The sequence below is a fragment of the Brevibacillus sp. HB1.1 genome (assembly GCF_013332445.1).
GTDB lineage: Bacteria > Bacillota > Bacilli > Brevibacillales > Brevibacillaceae > Brevibacillus > Brevibacillus porteri.
In genome coordinates this window covers 198,428-214,112 of sequence record NZ_JABMIV010000009.1, presented here as the reverse complement: position 1 = coordinate 214,112, position 15,685 = coordinate 198,428, and the positions used below count along the sequence as shown (strand labels likewise).

The following is a 15,685-nucleotide window of genomic DNA, read 5'->3' as shown; positions in this document are numbered from 1 at the left end:
AGCACAATGCTTTTGGCGGATTGGTTGCTTTTTATTACTTCTTCAACTCAAATACAGACTCCCAGCCAAAGCTGTCAAACCACTGCTTTCGTCTAAAGTTCGAGAGAGCTTGTCTCACATAAGGAATGACGTTCGGGGGTAATTTATCCATGTCCACCCATACGAGCTCATCGCATTTATTCGGCTCGGCATTGATAATTTCTCCGCGCCATTTTGTGGCAGCGACAAAAAAATCGATGCGCTCATCATTGGAGCGACGATGCATGACGCCTACCATCTCCAAGCTCGCTGGATCGATGTCAATTCCGCATTCTTCTTTTGCCTCGCGGATCGCGGCTGTCTTCACTTCTTCATTCCCATCCAGATGTCCAGCGGGAACACTATAATTGCCGTCTTCGTAGCCGGTATTGTAGCGGCGTAATAACAGGACTTGCGCACCCTTCACTAGGAAAAGGTGAACGGCTACCTGCATCGCGAAGCGCTCTATCTGCATGCGAATTCTCCTCTATTAATGATATTCTTCCGGGCGATGATTCTCGGCAGCCTGTCTACGGCGTTCCAGTCTGTTTTTTTTCAATATAGGTGAGCTGGTCAAGCCCATAAGCAGCATAATAATTCCAGCAGCACCCAGGACGATTCCGATTATAAGATAAAGCCAATTCATTGAAAAAGACCTCCTTCATTCATGCAAAGCGAACATGATTCTAAATGGGAACTATGCTATAATGGCACAGTGTGTTTTTACCCGATACTCGGTAGTTATTTCTAGAAAACGCAGGGAGGATTTTGCGAGATGACTCAGCATACGTCTGTTGATCAGCTATCCATTAATACCATCCGCACGTTGGCGATTGATGCCATCGAGAAGGCGAATTCCGGTCACCCGGGAATGCCGATGGGGGCAGCCCCTATGGCACATGTACTGTGGAGCCGCTTTATGAAAGTAAATCCGAGCAATCCAAAATGGATTGACCGTGACCGTTTTGTCCTCTCAGCAGGACATGGCTCTATGCTATTATACTCGATGTTGCATCTGATGAAATACGATGTTTCACTGGAAGACCTACATAACTTCCGTCAATGGGGCAGCAAAACGCCTGGTCACCCTGAGTTTGGACACACAGCGGGTGTTGACGCGACAACGGGTCCTCTGGGACAAGGGATCGCGATGGCTGTCGGTATGGCGATGGCTGAAAAGCACATGGCAGCTGTTTACAACCGCGACAATTTTGACATCGTTGACCATTACACATACGTAATCTGCGGCGATGGTGACCTGATGGAGGGTGTATCCAGCGAGGCTTCTTCTCTGGCTGCTCACTTGAAACTGGGCAAAATGATCGTGCTCTACGATTCGAACGATATCTCTCTGGATGGGGAGCTTTCCCGTTCCTTCTCTGAAAACGTAGCGGATCGCTACCAAGCGTATGGTTGGCAATACATTCGCGTAGAAGACGGCAATGATCTGGCTGCTATTGACGCGGCTATCGCAGAAGCGAAAAAAGATTTGGATCGTCCTACCTTGATCGAAGTAAAAACCGTCATTGGATACGGAAGCCCGAACAAAGGCGGCTCCAGCTCTTCTCACGGCGCTCCGCTTGGAAAAGACGAAGTGAAGCTGACAAAAGCAAACTACGAGTGGCACCATGAAAGTGAGTTCCACGTACCACAAGAAGTGACTGACTTCTTTGCAGGCTTGGCTGATGCTGGAGAAAAAGCAGAAGCTGCTTGGCGCGACCAGTTTGCTGCTTATGCAAAAGCGTATCCGGAACTGGCGCTGCAATTTACGACTGCACAAGAAGGTCATCTGCCTGCTGGTTGGGACAACCATATGCCGACGTACGAAGTTGGCACGAAGCTGGCGACACGCGTTGCTTCCGGTAATGCGATCAATGCATTGGCAAACAGCGTTCCGTTCTTCCTGGGCGGATCTGCTGACTTGGCACATTCCAACAACACGGTGATTAAAGAAGCGGGCAACTTCCTGCCAGGCTCTTACGATGGCCGCAACATTTGGTTTGGTGTTCGTGAATTCGCAATGGGTGCAGCCCTCAACGGTATGGCTCTCCACGGTGGTGTAAAAGTATACGGCGGTACGTTCTTCGTATTCTCCGACTACGTGCGTCCGGCGATTCGCCTCTCTGCACTGATGAAGCAGCCAGTTGTGTACGTATTTACACATGACTCGATCGCAGTTGGTGAAGACGGACCGACGCATGAGCCGATTGAGCAGCTCGCTTCCTTGCGTGCGATGCCAGGCTTGACCATTCTTCGTCCGTCTGATGCAGTAGAAACGAACGAGGCTTGGAAATATGCTGTATCCCGCACAGATGAGCCAGTTGTACTGGTGCTGACTCGTCAAAACCTGCCAGTCCTGCCTGAGACCGTTGAGAAAGCGTCAGAAGGCGTGAGCAAAGGTGCGTATGTTCTCGCAGACGCGCCAAGCGGCAACCCGCAGCTCATCCTGTTAGCAACTGGTTCTGAGGTATCCCTCGTGATGCAGGCGCGTGAGCAACTCCTCGCGAAAGGTATTGAAACACGCGTTGTTTCCATGCCGAGCTGGAACCTGTTCGAGCGTCAACCGAAAGAGTATCGCGACGCTGTAATTCCACCGGCTGTAAAAGCACGCGTGGCGGTAGAAATGGGCTCTCCAATGGGTTGGGAGCGTTACGCTGGCGATAGCGGTACAGTCATCGCAATCGATCAGTTTGGCGCATCTGCACCAGGTGAGCGCATCATGAAGGAATACGGCTTCACAGTAGAAAACGTTGTGGCTGAAGCAGAAAAACTGCTGAAATAATCGTTAACCTTTAGGAAAAAGCCTATCTTCTGTTTCAGGAGATAGGCTTTTCCAGTGACAAACGGAATTTTGTATGGAATGATAGACTACAACCCAAAACAGAAACTTTTTTGAAACGGGACCGTCTATATAAGATGTGGGGGAGAGAGAGAAGACCAGGAGGTAAATAATGGCAGCAAAGGCCAAGAAGAAAGTCAGGAAGAAAAAGAACAACTTGCTGATGATTGCCGTATCGTTTGCAATATTCCTTTTCCTTAGTGTAATTGGGGGCTACTTCGCCCTGTTGTATGCGGGAGATCGGATGATTGAGCAAAACGTACAAAAGCTACAGGACTTAAAAGCAGAACCAACTGTCATTTACGACAAAAACGGGAAAGAAATGACGAGTCTGATTCGTCAGAAGAACCGTATATACAAACCGATTAATGAAATGCCAAAGACTCTGATCAATGCTTTCCTCGCCGTAGAGGATAAGCGCTTTTATGAACACAAAGGCGTCGATATGGTCCGGATCGGTGGCGCCATCGTCAATGACATCAAAAAAGGATCGTTAGCTGAAGGGGGAAGTACCATTACCCAACAGCTGGCAAGAAACGTCTTTCTCACCCTAGACCAAACGTTCTGGCGTAAAACAAAAGAAATGAGTATCGCGATTGGCTTGGAGCGCAAATATTCGAAGGATCAAATTTTAGAGATGTACTTGAACCGCGTTTATTTGGGCGAAGGGGAATTTGGGGTAGAGGATGCTGCCCAGTATTACTTCGGCAAGTCGGTAAGCGATGAAAAGTTTACTGTTGCGGAAGCAGCGATGCTGGCGGCCATTCCAAAAGCACCGACCACTTATTCACCTTTTAACAATCCGGAAAAAGCGAAACTGCGTCGAGACACCGTTATTCGTCTGATGTATGAGCAAGGAATCATTACCGATGAGCAAAAAGAGGCAGCGCAAGCAGAGGCGTTGCCGACCGAACCGCATGAAGTGGCGGGTGCGAGCTTGAAAAAAGGCTATCGCGCGTTTTTTGACCATATGGTGGAAGAATCCGAAGCTACGTTTGGCGTGACAGAAGAAGAACTGTACCGCGGAGGCTGGAACATTTACACGACCTTCGATCCGAAAGTACAGGATGCCATGGTAGCGGAATATGCCAACGCCAAAAACTTCCCGAAAGACGGCGCCAAGCGCGGTGTAGAATCATCGATGATTGTCATCGACGCGAAAACGGGCGGAATTGCCGGGATGGTGGGCGGACGCAACTATGCGGCAAAAGGCTTTAACTATGCGACAGACATGAAGCGTCAACCGGGCTCCAGCTTTAAGCCGATCGCGGTGTTCGCTCCAGCAGTCAATAAAGATATCAACAAATGGAACGCGAACTCGCAACTGAGCAACAAAAGGCAGAGCTTCAATGGCTACGAGCCGCGCAACTACAATAACCGATACACGGAAACGGTGAGCATGAACCGGGCGATGATCGACTCTGCGAATATCCCGCCGGTTTGGTTATTAAATGAAATTGGTGTACCAGCAAGTTTGGAATACCTCAAGAAAGTCGGCATTGAGCTGACTCCGAACGATCGAAACCTGGCAATTGCCCTCGGGGGCTTGAGTGTAGGTACATCCCCGCTGGAAATGGCTCAGGCATATACACCTTTTGTGAATGCAGGGGTAGTGTCCGAGGCGCACTCGATCGCTAAGGTTGAGAACAAGGATGAGGGTGTCGTCCGCGAATACCAGCCAAAACAATCTGAGGCACTGAAGCCTGAAGCAGCGTGGGAGATTCACACTATGCTGGAGAAAGCGGTTCAGGAAGGGACAGGGAAGGCAGCGCGTATCTCTGGCCGCCATGTTGCAGGTAAAACCGGTACGACCCAATCGATAGCAGGCGACAGCAAAGCAAACAAGGATGCTTGGTTCGTCGGATATACACCGGAATACGTCGGTGCAGTCTGGATGGGCTTCGATCCGGAGGACAAACAGCATTTGATGCACCAAGGAAGTAGCATGACGGCGCAAATGTTCTCCAAAGTGTTGGGAACAGCCTTAAAAGGTGTGCCGTCATCGGACTTCGTTCGACCAGAAGGCATCGTACAACATAAACAAGAGGAAGTTGAACCGGAAATCCAATTGGCTGCAGACATGACATTGGATAATAACCAATTGAAGGTAGTGCTTAGCTGGATTGGCGGAGCTGAAGGTGGTACGTACGATTTGTACCGCATTAGTGAAAACGGCGAAAGACAACTCATCTCTGCGGGTATGAAGGAAACCTCGTTCGTAGATGTGCTGGATAGTCCAAGACAATATCGTTATCAAGTTGTTCCGAGAAATGCGCAAGGTGAGGAAGGGACACCATCAAAAGAAGTCCCGATCGACTCCAAGAAGCTGGAGAATCTGATTAATCAAGATCCAGGTCATAATGAGGAAGGTAACGATCAGGGACAAAATCCGGGTGGTACGGAAAATGGCAATGGTGAAATTCCACCTGACCAAGGTACCGGAGGAACTGGTGAGCATACAAATAATGGAGATGGTGGGCAATCGCCAAATCCGGGAACAGGTGAGGTTCCACCGGATATCGTGAATCCAGAATCTAGTCAGACAAATGGCTCCTCCAACGGAATCCAATTACCGCCACCTCCACAAGAGGAGGGGCAGAACCAGTTCCCAGATGCATCAAACGGCTAAAGATTAGCCCAGCAAGAACGATTCAAAACCGATTCGACTATTTGCACAGGTTCTTTCGCGTGGTACAATACCAATAAATCGGGAGACAGGGGGGACAGTCCATGTCTGGCTACGCACAAAGAGATCTACCCACATTTTTCAAGGAACAGTTACGCCAAACCAAGGTGAATTTTGAGCGAGCTCTTGACTGTAAACACACCGATTTCGATGATCTTTACCCATACATGAACGAACAGCCACAGTTCTTCTGGTACAAACGTTACGTGGCTTGGTCAGAATTGCTGACCGTCGTACGTCTAGCTGAACAATTGGGTATTGAGTGGACAGAGGATTTCAGTGAGCAGCAGGTAGAATTCATTCAAGGCAAAGTTCTGCAAGGAAAAGTGCTCGATTATTGGAACCCAGAAGAAGAGCAAGAAGAATCGATGAGAGAATTGGAAGAAGAAAAATAGATGTGAAAGTAAAACATGGCGCGTTCCCACTTCCGGGAACGCGCTTTTTTGCGTGTACGAAGCAAAGTTCACTTTTCATAGTAACGGTGTCTAATATCTTATACATGTTTATGAATATTTGTAAAAAAATGTATACATTCTTACTCTTCTTTTCTGTTATATGTATTGGCACCATAATTGCAATTTTATCAGCATGTATGTTATTGCGTTCCAAATGGAGAGAAGGTGAGTCTGCACAAAACAAAATACGGTTTCCTCGCAACAAACAAAAATGCGGTTACCATTCAAAGGAGGTTTGCTCATTCATGAAGAAAAAGCGTTCCACGGTACACACTAGCCGCATGATGGCTGGTGTCCTTCTCTCGACATCATTTCTATTGGGGATGGTTGGTAGTCCTGTCCAAGCCTTGGCAGTCAACGATTATGCAAGTACGATCGGTAGGGATGGGAGTCAAAACGTTCCGCCTTCTGGAAAATATGTGGAGAGAAAGCTGGACCCGATCACCTCGTTTCAGCATCAATCCAGTGACGAAGCAGGAGAATATCCGCATCCAGTGGAGCCGACCTGGAATGTAGAGGAGCAAGAGCCTTCTAAGGAACAGCAACGGAGCATGAAGGCAAATGTCGAAAAGTACGCGATGTCCGATTTGAACAAGCTCAGCTACGACGAATTGGTCAATGTACTGGTGACGATCAACTGGGAGCAGATTCCTGAATTATTTGATTTTACCCCCGATTCGTATGCCTTTTACAACGATCGTCAGCGTGTTCAAGCCATTATTGACGCATTGCAAGTCAGAGGCACACAATACTCCAGCAGCGATTCCAAAGGAATTGACACCTTGGTTGAGGTGCTTCGCTCTGGATATTACCTCGGCTACTACCATCAGGAATTATCCTATCTCAATCAGAGAAGCGAGCATCAAAAAGTGTTCCCTGCTTTGCAAGCCATTGCAGACAATCCAAATTTTAAATTAGGGACAGATGCTCAAAATGAGGTAGTAGGTGCATTTGGTGGACTTATCGGAAACACTTTTGTAAGCGCTTCCCTCGTAGAGAAAGCTGCACCGATCATCCGTCAATACGAAGAACAAATGGATACTTTCATTACGCAGCGGAGTGCGGGTGATGCTGTTTTCCGTATCATGAGCCAGTTTAGCTATATTCTGATGTGGAGAGTGGATGAACCAACCAAGCAACAGGAGTTTTACGGCAAAATAGATACGTATCTGAACGAGTTGGGAAATCTCGCCTTGCATGGCGATACAGATGAAGCAAAAGAATGGGTCCTCGACAATGGTTTTTATCACAGTGCTTATTTGGGAGAATACCATTCCAATCCGAATAAGGGTAACGAGGTCCTCACAGAAGCGTTAGTGCTTTATCCGTATGTGGGACTACAGTATATGCAGGTAGCGAAGCTGATCCAGACGGTCTATGGCGGAAAAGATGCGCAGGGAAGGGACATCCAGTTTAACAAGATTCGTGAGGATGCCATCGAAAAATATCTGCCCAAAGAATATGCGTTTGATGACGGAAGCATCGTCATGAAAACAGGTGGAGATGTCACAGAAGAAAAAGTGAAACGGTTATATTGGGCGGCAAAAGAGGTAAAAGCTCAGTTTCATCGGATGGCAGGACGAGATGAACCGATGGAAGAAGGGAACCCCGACGATATTTTGACCATCGTCCTTTACAATAGTCCTTCAGAGTACAAGATGAACAACCCCCTGTATGGCTATGAAACAGACAACGGGGGCATGTATATCGAGGGGAAAGGAACTTTCTTCACCTACGAACGAACACCGCAGCAGAGTACGTACACACTAGAAGAATTGTTCCGTCATGAGTTCACGCACTATTTGCAAGGGCGCTATGCTATACCTGGTTTGTGGAATGAAGGCCCGATTTACAAAGACGAGAGACTGTCGTGGTTTGAAGAAGGAGGGGCGGAACTCTTTGCAGGCTCCACGCGAACAACAGGTATTCTGCCTCGAAAATCCATGGTCAACAATCTGATTCGCTTTGGACAAAAAAATTGGTACACGGCGTCTCAAACCTTGCACGCACGCTACGGCTCGTGGGACTTTTATACGTATTCATACGCCTTGCAGTATCACATGATGAAAGAGGACTGGAACAAGCTCGATGATATCATGGATTACATAGAGGCCAATAACGTTGACGGTTATGACCAGTTAATCCGTACGCTCAGCAATGATTCAGAGCTAAATCGGGATTACCACCGTACCATGGAATCGTTGGTAGACAGCTATCCTGATCTGACCGTGCCGCTGGTGTCGGATGATTATCTGGTAACGCCGGCCCCCAAAGCAAGTGCGGAAATCTTCCAGGAAATTGAAGATGTCACCGGATTGCAAAATGTGTCTACCAAAAGGCACGATTCAGGGTTCTTCCAAACCTTTACGTTAACAGGGACGTACACGGGTACGCAGGCAGAAGGGGAGAAGAAAGACTGGGAAACGATGAGTCGCATCACAGACGAGTTTCTAACCACACTTACTTCCCATCCATGGAACGGCTACAAAACCGTAACCGCCTACTTTACCAACTACAGAGTAAATGCGTCCAATCAGTTTGAATATGATGTCACCTTCCACGGGGTACTTCCAGAACAAGGAGATGGGGAGAATCAGCCGCCTGTTATTGTCATGAACGGTCCGTCAAAAGCAGCCGTAAACGAGGAGGTTGCATTCAGCAGTAACGGAAGCTCCGATCCGGATGGTAGCATCGTATCCTATCTGTGGGAATTTGGAGATGGCACAAGCAGCAGTGATGCCAATCCTACGCATGTCTACGAAAATCAGGGAGAATATACCGTGAAACTGCGCGTAACGGATGACAAAGGAGCGGTTACTGCGAAATCGATGAGCATCACGATCGAGGAGCAGGGTGGAGAAATTGGAGAAAAGGAACAAGAACCAAACAACAGCTTTTCAGAGGCAAATCTGTTGAAAAGCAATGTGGAATTGAGTGGTCAAACAAGCAAACAAGACGACAAGGACATTTTTGCTTTGAAAGTATTGGGCAACGGAACAGTGAAAATCAACGTATCGAGTGAGCATGATTCTGGTTTGAACTGGGTCGTTCACCACGAGGATGATCTGAATCAATATGTCGCTTACCCCAATACCTCAGGAAAAAAGCTCTCGGGTGAGTTTGAAGCATTTCCGGGTACCTATTATTTGTCCGTGTACAACTTTAACGGTGAAACCATTCCATACAAAGTAATCGCTGAATTGCCAGAAGAAGAATCAGAACCATCCGAAACGGAGCCGAACAATTCATTCGATGAGGCTAATGTGCTACGATTGGGCAAAGAGATAAGTGGTCAAACCGATCGTACAGATGACAAGGACACGTACCTCATTCAGGTTAAAGAGGAAGGGATCGTTCAAGTTACGGTAAGTAGCGAGAAGGACGAAGGCTTAAACTGGGTGGTGTTCCATGAAGATGATCTCGATACGTATCTGGCCTACCCCGAAAACGCAGGTAAGAAATTGACTGGAGAATTTGAGGCAAAACCAGGGAAATATTACTTGTTAGTCTACAACACGAACAACACGCCGATTCCGTACAGAGTTATCGTAAAAGCAGAGTAATCCCCCAATCAAACGAAAAAAGCCCCTTCTCCCCCTTTTTTAAATGGGATAGAAGGGCTTTTTTCGTTTGATAAACGTCTGGTAAAAATCAGCGCGTAACGGGATAGCGTTCCGTACGTCTTTTCTTTACGTAGCCTAAAGAATTAATGGAGCCAATTGTAAATGACTTGTGGTGTCTCTTCCTCAGGGCCAGCCGGGAGAACGAATGGAACAGGGTTGCTCCAAGGCTGGGCAGAGGACGGGGCATTGGAGATAATGAATTCTGTCCCTAATGAAACAAAGCTGTACAGCTCCTCGACAGCGGCATTGTACAAGCGAACACATCCGAGCGAAACAGATGAGCCGATGCTCTCGGGATGGTTTGTCCCGTGGATGGCATACCCGTTCTCCTGAAAAACCATGCCCCTCGTTCCATAAATATTGTCATGTCCGCGGGGCTGATTGATTTTTTGTTGAATGGTATAGTAGCCTTCGGGTGTAGAACCGTTTTTGCCTATGGCTACAGGATAGCTGCGTACCAGATGGGAACCGCTGATGAGCTTCATCGTATGTGTCGAGGTAGTCAAGTGAAGCTGTAACGGTTCGAAAGGCGCCACTGGCTCCGGATAGCCGGGAAGCGGCAGCACATTGCGCAAGCTGTCCCATGCGGACTCTGGCAAGAAAGCTTTGGGATGATACGGATAGCTTTTGAGTAAAAGTCTCTTTGGTGGTACTGGAATTTGCGGCAAATAATTGCCTGGATAAGCGCCAGCCAGATCAGACAGCTGGGCAGGCAACGTACCCGTTTGCTGATAATAGCGATACAAGGCGTTACGTAAGATCAGTACATGCTGGAGGGTTAGCTGCTCATCCGTGAGTTCTGTCTTACCTGTGGCAAGTGTCGGTTCTCGTTCCAACTGCACAGGTTTATCCCACCATTTTTCACTGAGAACAGTCCGACTCGTCGGATTGTAACGCAAGATCCCTCGGACTTCGCGCGGCTGATAAAACAGCAAGGGACGAAACAACGGCGAACCAGGCACTTCTGGGACAACCATCACTGTAAAAGGCTGCGTAAGAGCAGGACGACGTGACTCTACATAGCGCCGGACCTGCTCAGATAGCTCACGGGCACTGAGTGTAGGAGGAACTGCGATGACCTCGACATGTGGCTGCGTTTGTGCAGTTGTCGGTACGGGCTGTTTGGCAGCCTGTGGCGTTGTCTTGGTTGACGCATCTCTCAACGGTCCTGGTGAAAAAGCGAATTGAAAATAGAGAAACAAGAGTGACGCCAAGAGTAAACGTGTTCGATGGCCCAACGTATTGCGCTGTCGCTCCCGCAGCAGTCGTTGATAAGCGTCACGGGTCTCGTTGTAGTACGAGCCTTGCTTGGATACCAGACCACGCCTGTACGCTTCGAGAGCCTGTTCTGTATTTCCTTGTGTCTCCCGTTCTTGGCCAAGGTGAAACCAGCCGATGGCTTCGGTTGGATACTGAGTCGTATACCACCGGTAAAAGGCGAGGTCGCTCTGATCCGGATATTTCATATGAAATGTACTTTTTTCCTGAAGAAAGGAAACCTTGTCCACGGATACTTCTCCCCCAAATAAATGAGCGTTTAAAAAGGCGCCCTTATAAGGATGTATCGGCGTGAGTCGGGAAAATAATGAGAGTGGAGGTAAAAATGGTCTATTTGCGAACGATCAAGCTGCTGCGTGAGGAATTTCCTAATACGAAAGAATATCCGTTTCACCTGCCATCCTTGCGCAAGCTGAAAACGATTGACCTCGAAGCGAGTGTCACTTTTTTCGTAGGAGAAAATGGCTCTGGTAAATCTACGATGCTCGAAGGGGTTGCCTATCAATGCGGGTTTCATACAGCTGGTGGGTCGCGGAACAATTATTATGACGTAGATCGCTCGGATTCGAGCTTGGGTGACTACATACGTCTTTCCTGGCTACCCAAAATGACGAATGGCTTTTTTCTACGGGCGGAGAGCTTCTATCATTTTGCCAGTCATATTGACGAGACTGAGCGCATTCGTGGCACAGGATATTCTGGCTACGGCGGACGTTCCCTGCATAACCAGTCGCACGGAGAATCTTTTTTCGCTCTATTTGCTAACCGATTCAATGGTAGGGGCATTTATTTATTAGACGAGCCCGAGGCTGCTTTGTCGCCCAAGCGTCAGATTGCCTTCCTGTACCTCATGCAGGACTTGGTGGAGGAAGGGGCACAATTTATCATCGCGACGCATTCACCGATACTACTGGGCTACCCAGACGCAAAAATTCTCAATTTCGATGAATCCCCCGTCCAAGAGGTGAATTATCGGGACACGGAGCACTATCAATTAACGCGGAGATTCCTAGAGAATCCGGCTATCTTTTTAAATGAAAAATAATTTGATCTTTCCTGTCACAAAAATCGCCTTGGTGGTTTCTATTAGATGAACGAAGCAGTAGAGGCATTCGTCAATGGCGCACGCAGGAAGGAGGAATCCAGTGGAGGTGCAAGCAAATCTGGTGATGAACCATGCTCGAGTAGAGGATCAAGCAGATTCCTTTCAAGAAATGTTTACAACCTATTATCCGTTTGTGGTCAGACAGATCATGCGTATTGTGAAAGATCAACAAACGGCAGAAGATATTGCACAGGATGTATTTCTCTCCTTTTACCATACGGATCGCTCGGTGATCGAACATATCCCGGCATGGCTGTCCAAGTCCGCGCTCTACGCAGCGTACAACTATCTTCGTTCAGAAAAACGCAGGTACGCAAGACAAGAGCGAAGTCCATCCGAGCAAGAGCACGTCAGTCCTTCTACAGAAGAGATGTGGCTTGCAAAAGAGTCCCAGAGTATCGTCCGCGATGTGCTAGAGGAGCTAGACGAGCGGGAACGAACCTTGCTGGTCATGAAATATTCCGGATTTCCTTATGCGGAGTTGGCTAAAGCGACTGGCACGCAGATCAGCTCGGTGGGAACACTCCTTGCGAGAGCGAAAAGTAAATTTCGTACCATCTATGACCGGATGAGGGGGGAAGAGGAATGAAATGTGCTGATACAGGCTTTATCCAGGCGTTCTTGGACGGTGAATGCAGCTCAAAAGAAAGTGAGCAATTCCTGCTTCATCTGGACTACTGTGAAACCTGCCGTACACAGCTGGACGAATTGTCCGCGTTGGATAGCTGGACGCGTGAGAAGATGGAGCATGCTTTTTCCGAGAAAAACGATGTGAAGGTCAATACGGAAGCAGCGTGGCAGCGATTTTCGCAATCCATCGAGAAAACGACTGACACATATGCACAAGAACGACAAATGATAACCAATCGAGAAACAATCAGAAGGAGCTGGAATCAGATGAACAAGCAAACAAAAAGATGGGTGACAGGCGCTTCGGCAGCAGCAGTATTGGCTGTGTCCCTGTCTTTCCCCCAAGTACAAGCAGCAGCGAACGATTTTCTGTCCATTTTCCGCATGGATAAAGTAGAGTTTGTCAAAGTGACGCAAGAGGATTTGCGAGAGCTGGAACAATGGATCGCAAACGGCAATGTGGGCGAGATGGAACTGAATGGGATCGGAAAAATCTGGATTGATGAAAATGATCAAGAGAAACTTGAGCAAAGAAGCTACTATTACAACAACAAGGAATCCGCTGAAAAGGCAGGCGTGAAGCTGCCACAGCTGCCGCAGGATGTCACGGTGGATAGCGTAAACGTCAATTCCCCTTACACCATGCACATGGAAATCGATGCCGATCGTGCAAACAAGCTACTGGGGCAATTGCAGGTAGAGGCGCGCTTTGATGAAAAGCTGAGTGGCAAACGATTCTCCTTGAAGATCCCACAGATGCAGAACGTCTGGATGACCGCAGGAAAAGAAAGCTATGGCTACTCTGTCGTGGACGCACCTGAGCTAACTGCTCCAGAGGGAGTTGATCTGGCACAGCTTCGCGAGACACTCTTGGCCCTGCCGTTCATACCGGATCAAGTGAAAAAGCAGATGATTAGCATCGAAGACTGGCAGCATACCCTCCCTGTGCCATACATGGCAGACGGCGAGAGCAAGATGAAGGAAGTAAAAGTGAATGGTCAAAACGGAATGCTGATCACAGGTGAATACAATACACATTTGATGTGGCAGCAGGATGGACAGATTCACATGCTGGAAGGTAGCGAAAAGAACGCTGATAGGCTGTTGGATTTTGCGAAACAACTGAAATAAGTAAACAAATAGTGGGGCATTGGCAGAGTTTTCCTGAAGAAGGAAGGCTCTGCTTTGTCCCGTTTGCAATGGAGAAAGTGAGGTAAGCGATGTCAGATTATGTGATAGAGACTTGGGAGTTGACCAAACAATATAACGGGAAAGCTGGCTGCAAAAATATTACGCTACAAGTACCACGTGGCTCCGTATTTGGTTTCCTCGGTCAAAATGGAGCGGGTAAAAGTACCTTTGTCAGGACGATGCTCGGGTTATTGCACCCGACGGATGGCAAAGCGGTTATGCTTGGGCAGCTGATTGGCAGTGTAGAATCGCGAAAAAAGGTAGGATACTTGCCAGAGCTGTTCCGCTATCCTGATTGGTTGACGGGCCAGCAGCTCTTGGAGCATCATGCCGAGTTGTGTGGATTAACACATCGCGAGAGCAAATCAGTGATAAAAAATGTCGTCGAGCTGGTCGGAATGGCTGGACGTGAGCGTGAACGCATCCGGGGCTATTCCAAAGGCATGCAGCAGCGTATCGGGATTGCCTGCGCCCTCTTATCCGATCCAGAGCTGATCTTCCTCGATGAGCCGACCTCCGCACTGGACCCAATCGGGCGAAAGGAAGTACGTGAGCTGATCGCGCGGCTGCGTGACCAAGGAAAGACAGTTTTTCTCAACAGTCATCTACTGAGTGAAATGGAGAGTGTGTGCAACTACGTCGGGATCATTCACCGTAGTGAGCTGGTCGTACAAGGAGACTGGCGCAAGCTGAGCACCGTCCAACCACAAATTGAATTGACAGTGGACAAGGATAGCGAAGGCTTTCAAAACGCGCTTCCTTCCTTCGTCACAGAGAGTCGTCTCGTAAGACAAGAGGAAAACCGTGATACATGGTTAATGACGCTGGATCAGGACAATCGCGTACCCACTCTGTTGCAACAGTTGATTGCTTCAGGGGCTGGAGTACATGAAGTCGTGCGCAAGCAGCAATCACTAGAAGACGTATTTCTGTACTGGGTGCAGAGAAAGGAGGGGGAACGACATGTGGCCGATCATCAAAATCACGTATAGAGAAATGATCTCCAAGCGTATTTTCACAATTACGCTGATCATGTCGCTGACCTTCCTGCTGCTGTTTGGACTTGCAACAGGCTATGCGGTCAAGGAAATGAAGGAATCGTTCGGTGGCTTAAGTCCAGATGCTTTGCTGCAAAAAAACTTCTTTTCCACGCAGCTCTTAGGGATGGGCTTGTACTTTGGCTCCATCATTACCGCACTCTTGGCGATTTTGAGCAGTGTCGGGAGCATTGCCTCTGAAATCGAAAGCCATCAGATCGATACGTGGCTAGCACGAGCACTTCCTCGCTACAAATATGTGCTGGGGAAATTTTTCGGGTTGGCAAGTATGCTTGGGCTGTACGCGCTCCTGATGTTCTTCGGACTTTTGGCGATCAACCAATGGGTTGGCGGTGGTGCGTTGGCTGTTCAGGTAGGAGGAAGCCAAATCCTGAAAGCAGCAGCTTTCTTCGTAGGTATGCCGATCATTCTTGTCTGTGTAGCCATGTTCTTGAGCAGTATGACTACAACAGTAACGGGGGGCATCATCCTGATCATTCTGTACGGGATCAGCTTCATCGGTGGCTTTATCGAGCAGCTCGGTGCGGTCTTTAGCAATAGCTCACTTACCAACATCGGGATTATTTCCAGTCTGCTCTTTCCGGCCGATTCACTGTTTAGGCAAGCCACGCTTTCGCTATTTGATTCTGCTGACGATCCGCTGTCCTTTGCTTCACAAGGCATTTTCGGTACGACTTCTCCTCCGAGTACTGCCATGCTCATCTACACCATTTTTTATGGCATCGTAGCGCTGGGGTTGTCCATTCGGGTGTTTCAAAAGCGAGATGTATAAGAAAAACAAGAGAACGGCTAATTCGTGCCG

General features: G+C 48.2%; 12 protein-coding genes. 9 read left to right on the top strand and 3 right to left on the bottom strand.

Annotated elements, in window-relative coordinates; all coding sequences use genetic code 11:
* Nucleotides 1-34: 34 nt before the first annotated feature.
* Both HPY27_RS22165 and HPY27_RS22160 read right to left on the bottom strand, forming a co-directional pair.
* Nucleotides 35-493 (bottom strand): NUDIX hydrolase, encoded by a 459-nt coding sequence (locus HPY27_RS22165; protein ID WP_017250586.1) that lies wholly within the window; start codon nt 491-493, stop codon nt 35-37.
* 15 nt (nt 494-508) lie between these two features.
* Nucleotides 509-664, bottom strand: coding sequence for a hypothetical protein (locus HPY27_RS22160; protein ID WP_167403233.1), 156 nt, complete (start codon nt 662-664; stop codon nt 509-511).
* A 129-nt stretch (nt 665-793) separates the two neighbouring features.
* Between HPY27_RS22160 and tkt the strand changes: the two genes are divergently transcribed.
* The 4 genes from tkt to HPY27_RS22140 all read left to right on the top strand — a co-directional run bounded on the left by tkt (nt 794) and on the right by HPY27_RS22140 (nt 9,561).
* On the top strand, nt 794-2,800 hold the full coding sequence (gene tkt / locus HPY27_RS22155; protein ID WP_174225969.1) for a transketolase: 2,007 nt from the start codon (nt 794-796) through the stop codon (nt 2,798-2,800).
* 169 nt (nt 2,801-2,969) lie between these two features.
* Entirely contained in the window at nt 2,970-5,486 is a 2,517-nt protein-coding gene (locus HPY27_RS22150; protein WP_174225968.1) for a PBP1A family penicillin-binding protein, read from the top strand.
* A 101-nt stretch (nt 5,487-5,587) separates the two neighbouring features.
* Nucleotides 5,588-5,938 carry a hypothetical protein gene (locus HPY27_RS22145; protein ID WP_007721499.1) on the top strand — a complete coding sequence of 117 codons (351 nt, stop codon included), beginning with the start codon at nt 5,588-5,590 and terminating at the stop codon, nt 5,936-5,938.
* Between the two features lie 305 nt (nt 5,939-6,243).
* Entirely contained in the window at nt 6,244-9,561 is a 3,318-nt protein-coding gene (locus tag HPY27_RS22140) for a collagenase (RefSeq protein ID WP_174225967.1), read from the top strand.
* 143 nt (nt 9,562-9,704) lie between these two features.
* Here the strand turns inward: HPY27_RS22140 and HPY27_RS22135 are convergent, their stop codons facing one another.
* Nucleotides 9,705-11,129 (bottom strand): L,D-transpeptidase, encoded by a 1,425-nt coding sequence (locus tag HPY27_RS22135; protein WP_174225966.1) that lies wholly within the window; start codon nt 11,127-11,129, stop codon nt 9,705-9,707.
* Nucleotides 11,130-11,224: 95 nt separating this feature from the next.
* On the opposite strand from HPY27_RS22135, the gene HPY27_RS22130 reads away from it, so the two are divergent.
* From HPY27_RS22130 to HPY27_RS22110, 5 genes are all read left to right on the top strand, one after another.
* Nucleotides 11,225-11,944 (top strand): AAA family ATPase, encoded by a 720-nt coding sequence (locus tag HPY27_RS22130; protein WP_017250581.1) that lies wholly within the window; start codon nt 11,225-11,227, stop codon nt 11,942-11,944.
* 100 nt (nt 11,945-12,044) lie between these two features.
* On the top strand, nt 12,045-12,593 hold the full coding sequence (locus HPY27_RS22125; RefSeq protein ID WP_174225965.1) for an RNA polymerase sigma factor SigX: 549 nt from the start codon (nt 12,045-12,047) through the stop codon (nt 12,591-12,593).
* A complete protein-coding gene (locus tag HPY27_RS22120; RefSeq protein WP_174225964.1) occupies nt 12,590-13,765 on the top strand; it encodes an anti-sigma factor family protein in 1,176 nt (391 codons plus the stop codon). The genes HPY27_RS22125 and HPY27_RS22120 overlap by 4 nt, the downstream gene beginning before the upstream one ends.
* Nucleotides 13,766-13,854: 89 nt before the next feature.
* The gene (locus tag HPY27_RS22115) at nt 13,855-14,817 is read left to right on the top strand and encodes an ABC transporter ATP-binding protein (RefSeq protein WP_174225963.1); all 963 of its coding nucleotides are present in this window, start codon (nt 13,855-13,857) and stop codon (nt 14,815-14,817) included.
* Complete coding sequence (locus tag HPY27_RS22110; RefSeq protein ID WP_174225962.1) at nt 14,789-15,655, top strand: ABC transporter permease; 867 nt, start codon at nt 14,789-14,791, stop codon at nt 15,653-15,655. The genes HPY27_RS22115 and HPY27_RS22110 overlap by 29 nt, the downstream gene beginning before the upstream one ends.
* Nucleotides 15,656-15,685: the final 30 nt, after the last annotated feature.

Coding starts and splice junctions, on each gene's coding strand:
- HPY27_RS22165 (WP_017250586.1), bottom strand. CDS start 493: ATGCAGATAGAGCGCTTCGCGATGCAGGTAGCCGTTCACCTTTTCCTA.
- HPY27_RS22160 (WP_167403233.1), bottom strand. CDS start 664: ATGAATTGGCTTTATCTTATAATCGGAATCGTCCTGGGTGCTGCTGGA.
- tkt (WP_174225969.1), top strand. CDS start 794: ATGACTCAGCATACGTCTGTTGATCAGCTATCCATTAATACCATCCGC.
- HPY27_RS22150 (WP_174225968.1), top strand. CDS start 2,970: ATGGCAGCAAAGGCCAAGAAGAAAGTCAGGAAGAAAAAGAACAACTTG.
- HPY27_RS22145 (WP_007721499.1), top strand. CDS start 5,588: ATGTCTGGCTACGCACAAAGAGATCTACCCACATTTTTCAAGGAACAG.
- HPY27_RS22140 (WP_174225967.1), top strand. CDS start 6,244: ATGAAGAAAAAGCGTTCCACGGTACACACTAGCCGCATGATGGCTGGT.
- HPY27_RS22130 (WP_017250581.1), top strand. CDS start 11,225: ATGGTCTATTTGCGAACGATCAAGCTGCTGCGTGAGGAATTTCCTAAT.
- HPY27_RS22120 (WP_174225964.1), top strand. CDS start 12,590: ATGAAATGTGCTGATACAGGCTTTATCCAGGCGTTCTTGGACGGTGAA.
- HPY27_RS22115 (WP_174225963.1), top strand. CDS start 13,855: ATGTCAGATTATGTGATAGAGACTTGGGAGTTGACCAAACAATATAAC.
- HPY27_RS22110 (WP_174225962.1), top strand. CDS start 14,789: ATGTGGCCGATCATCAAAATCACGTATAGAGAAATGATCTCCAAGCGT.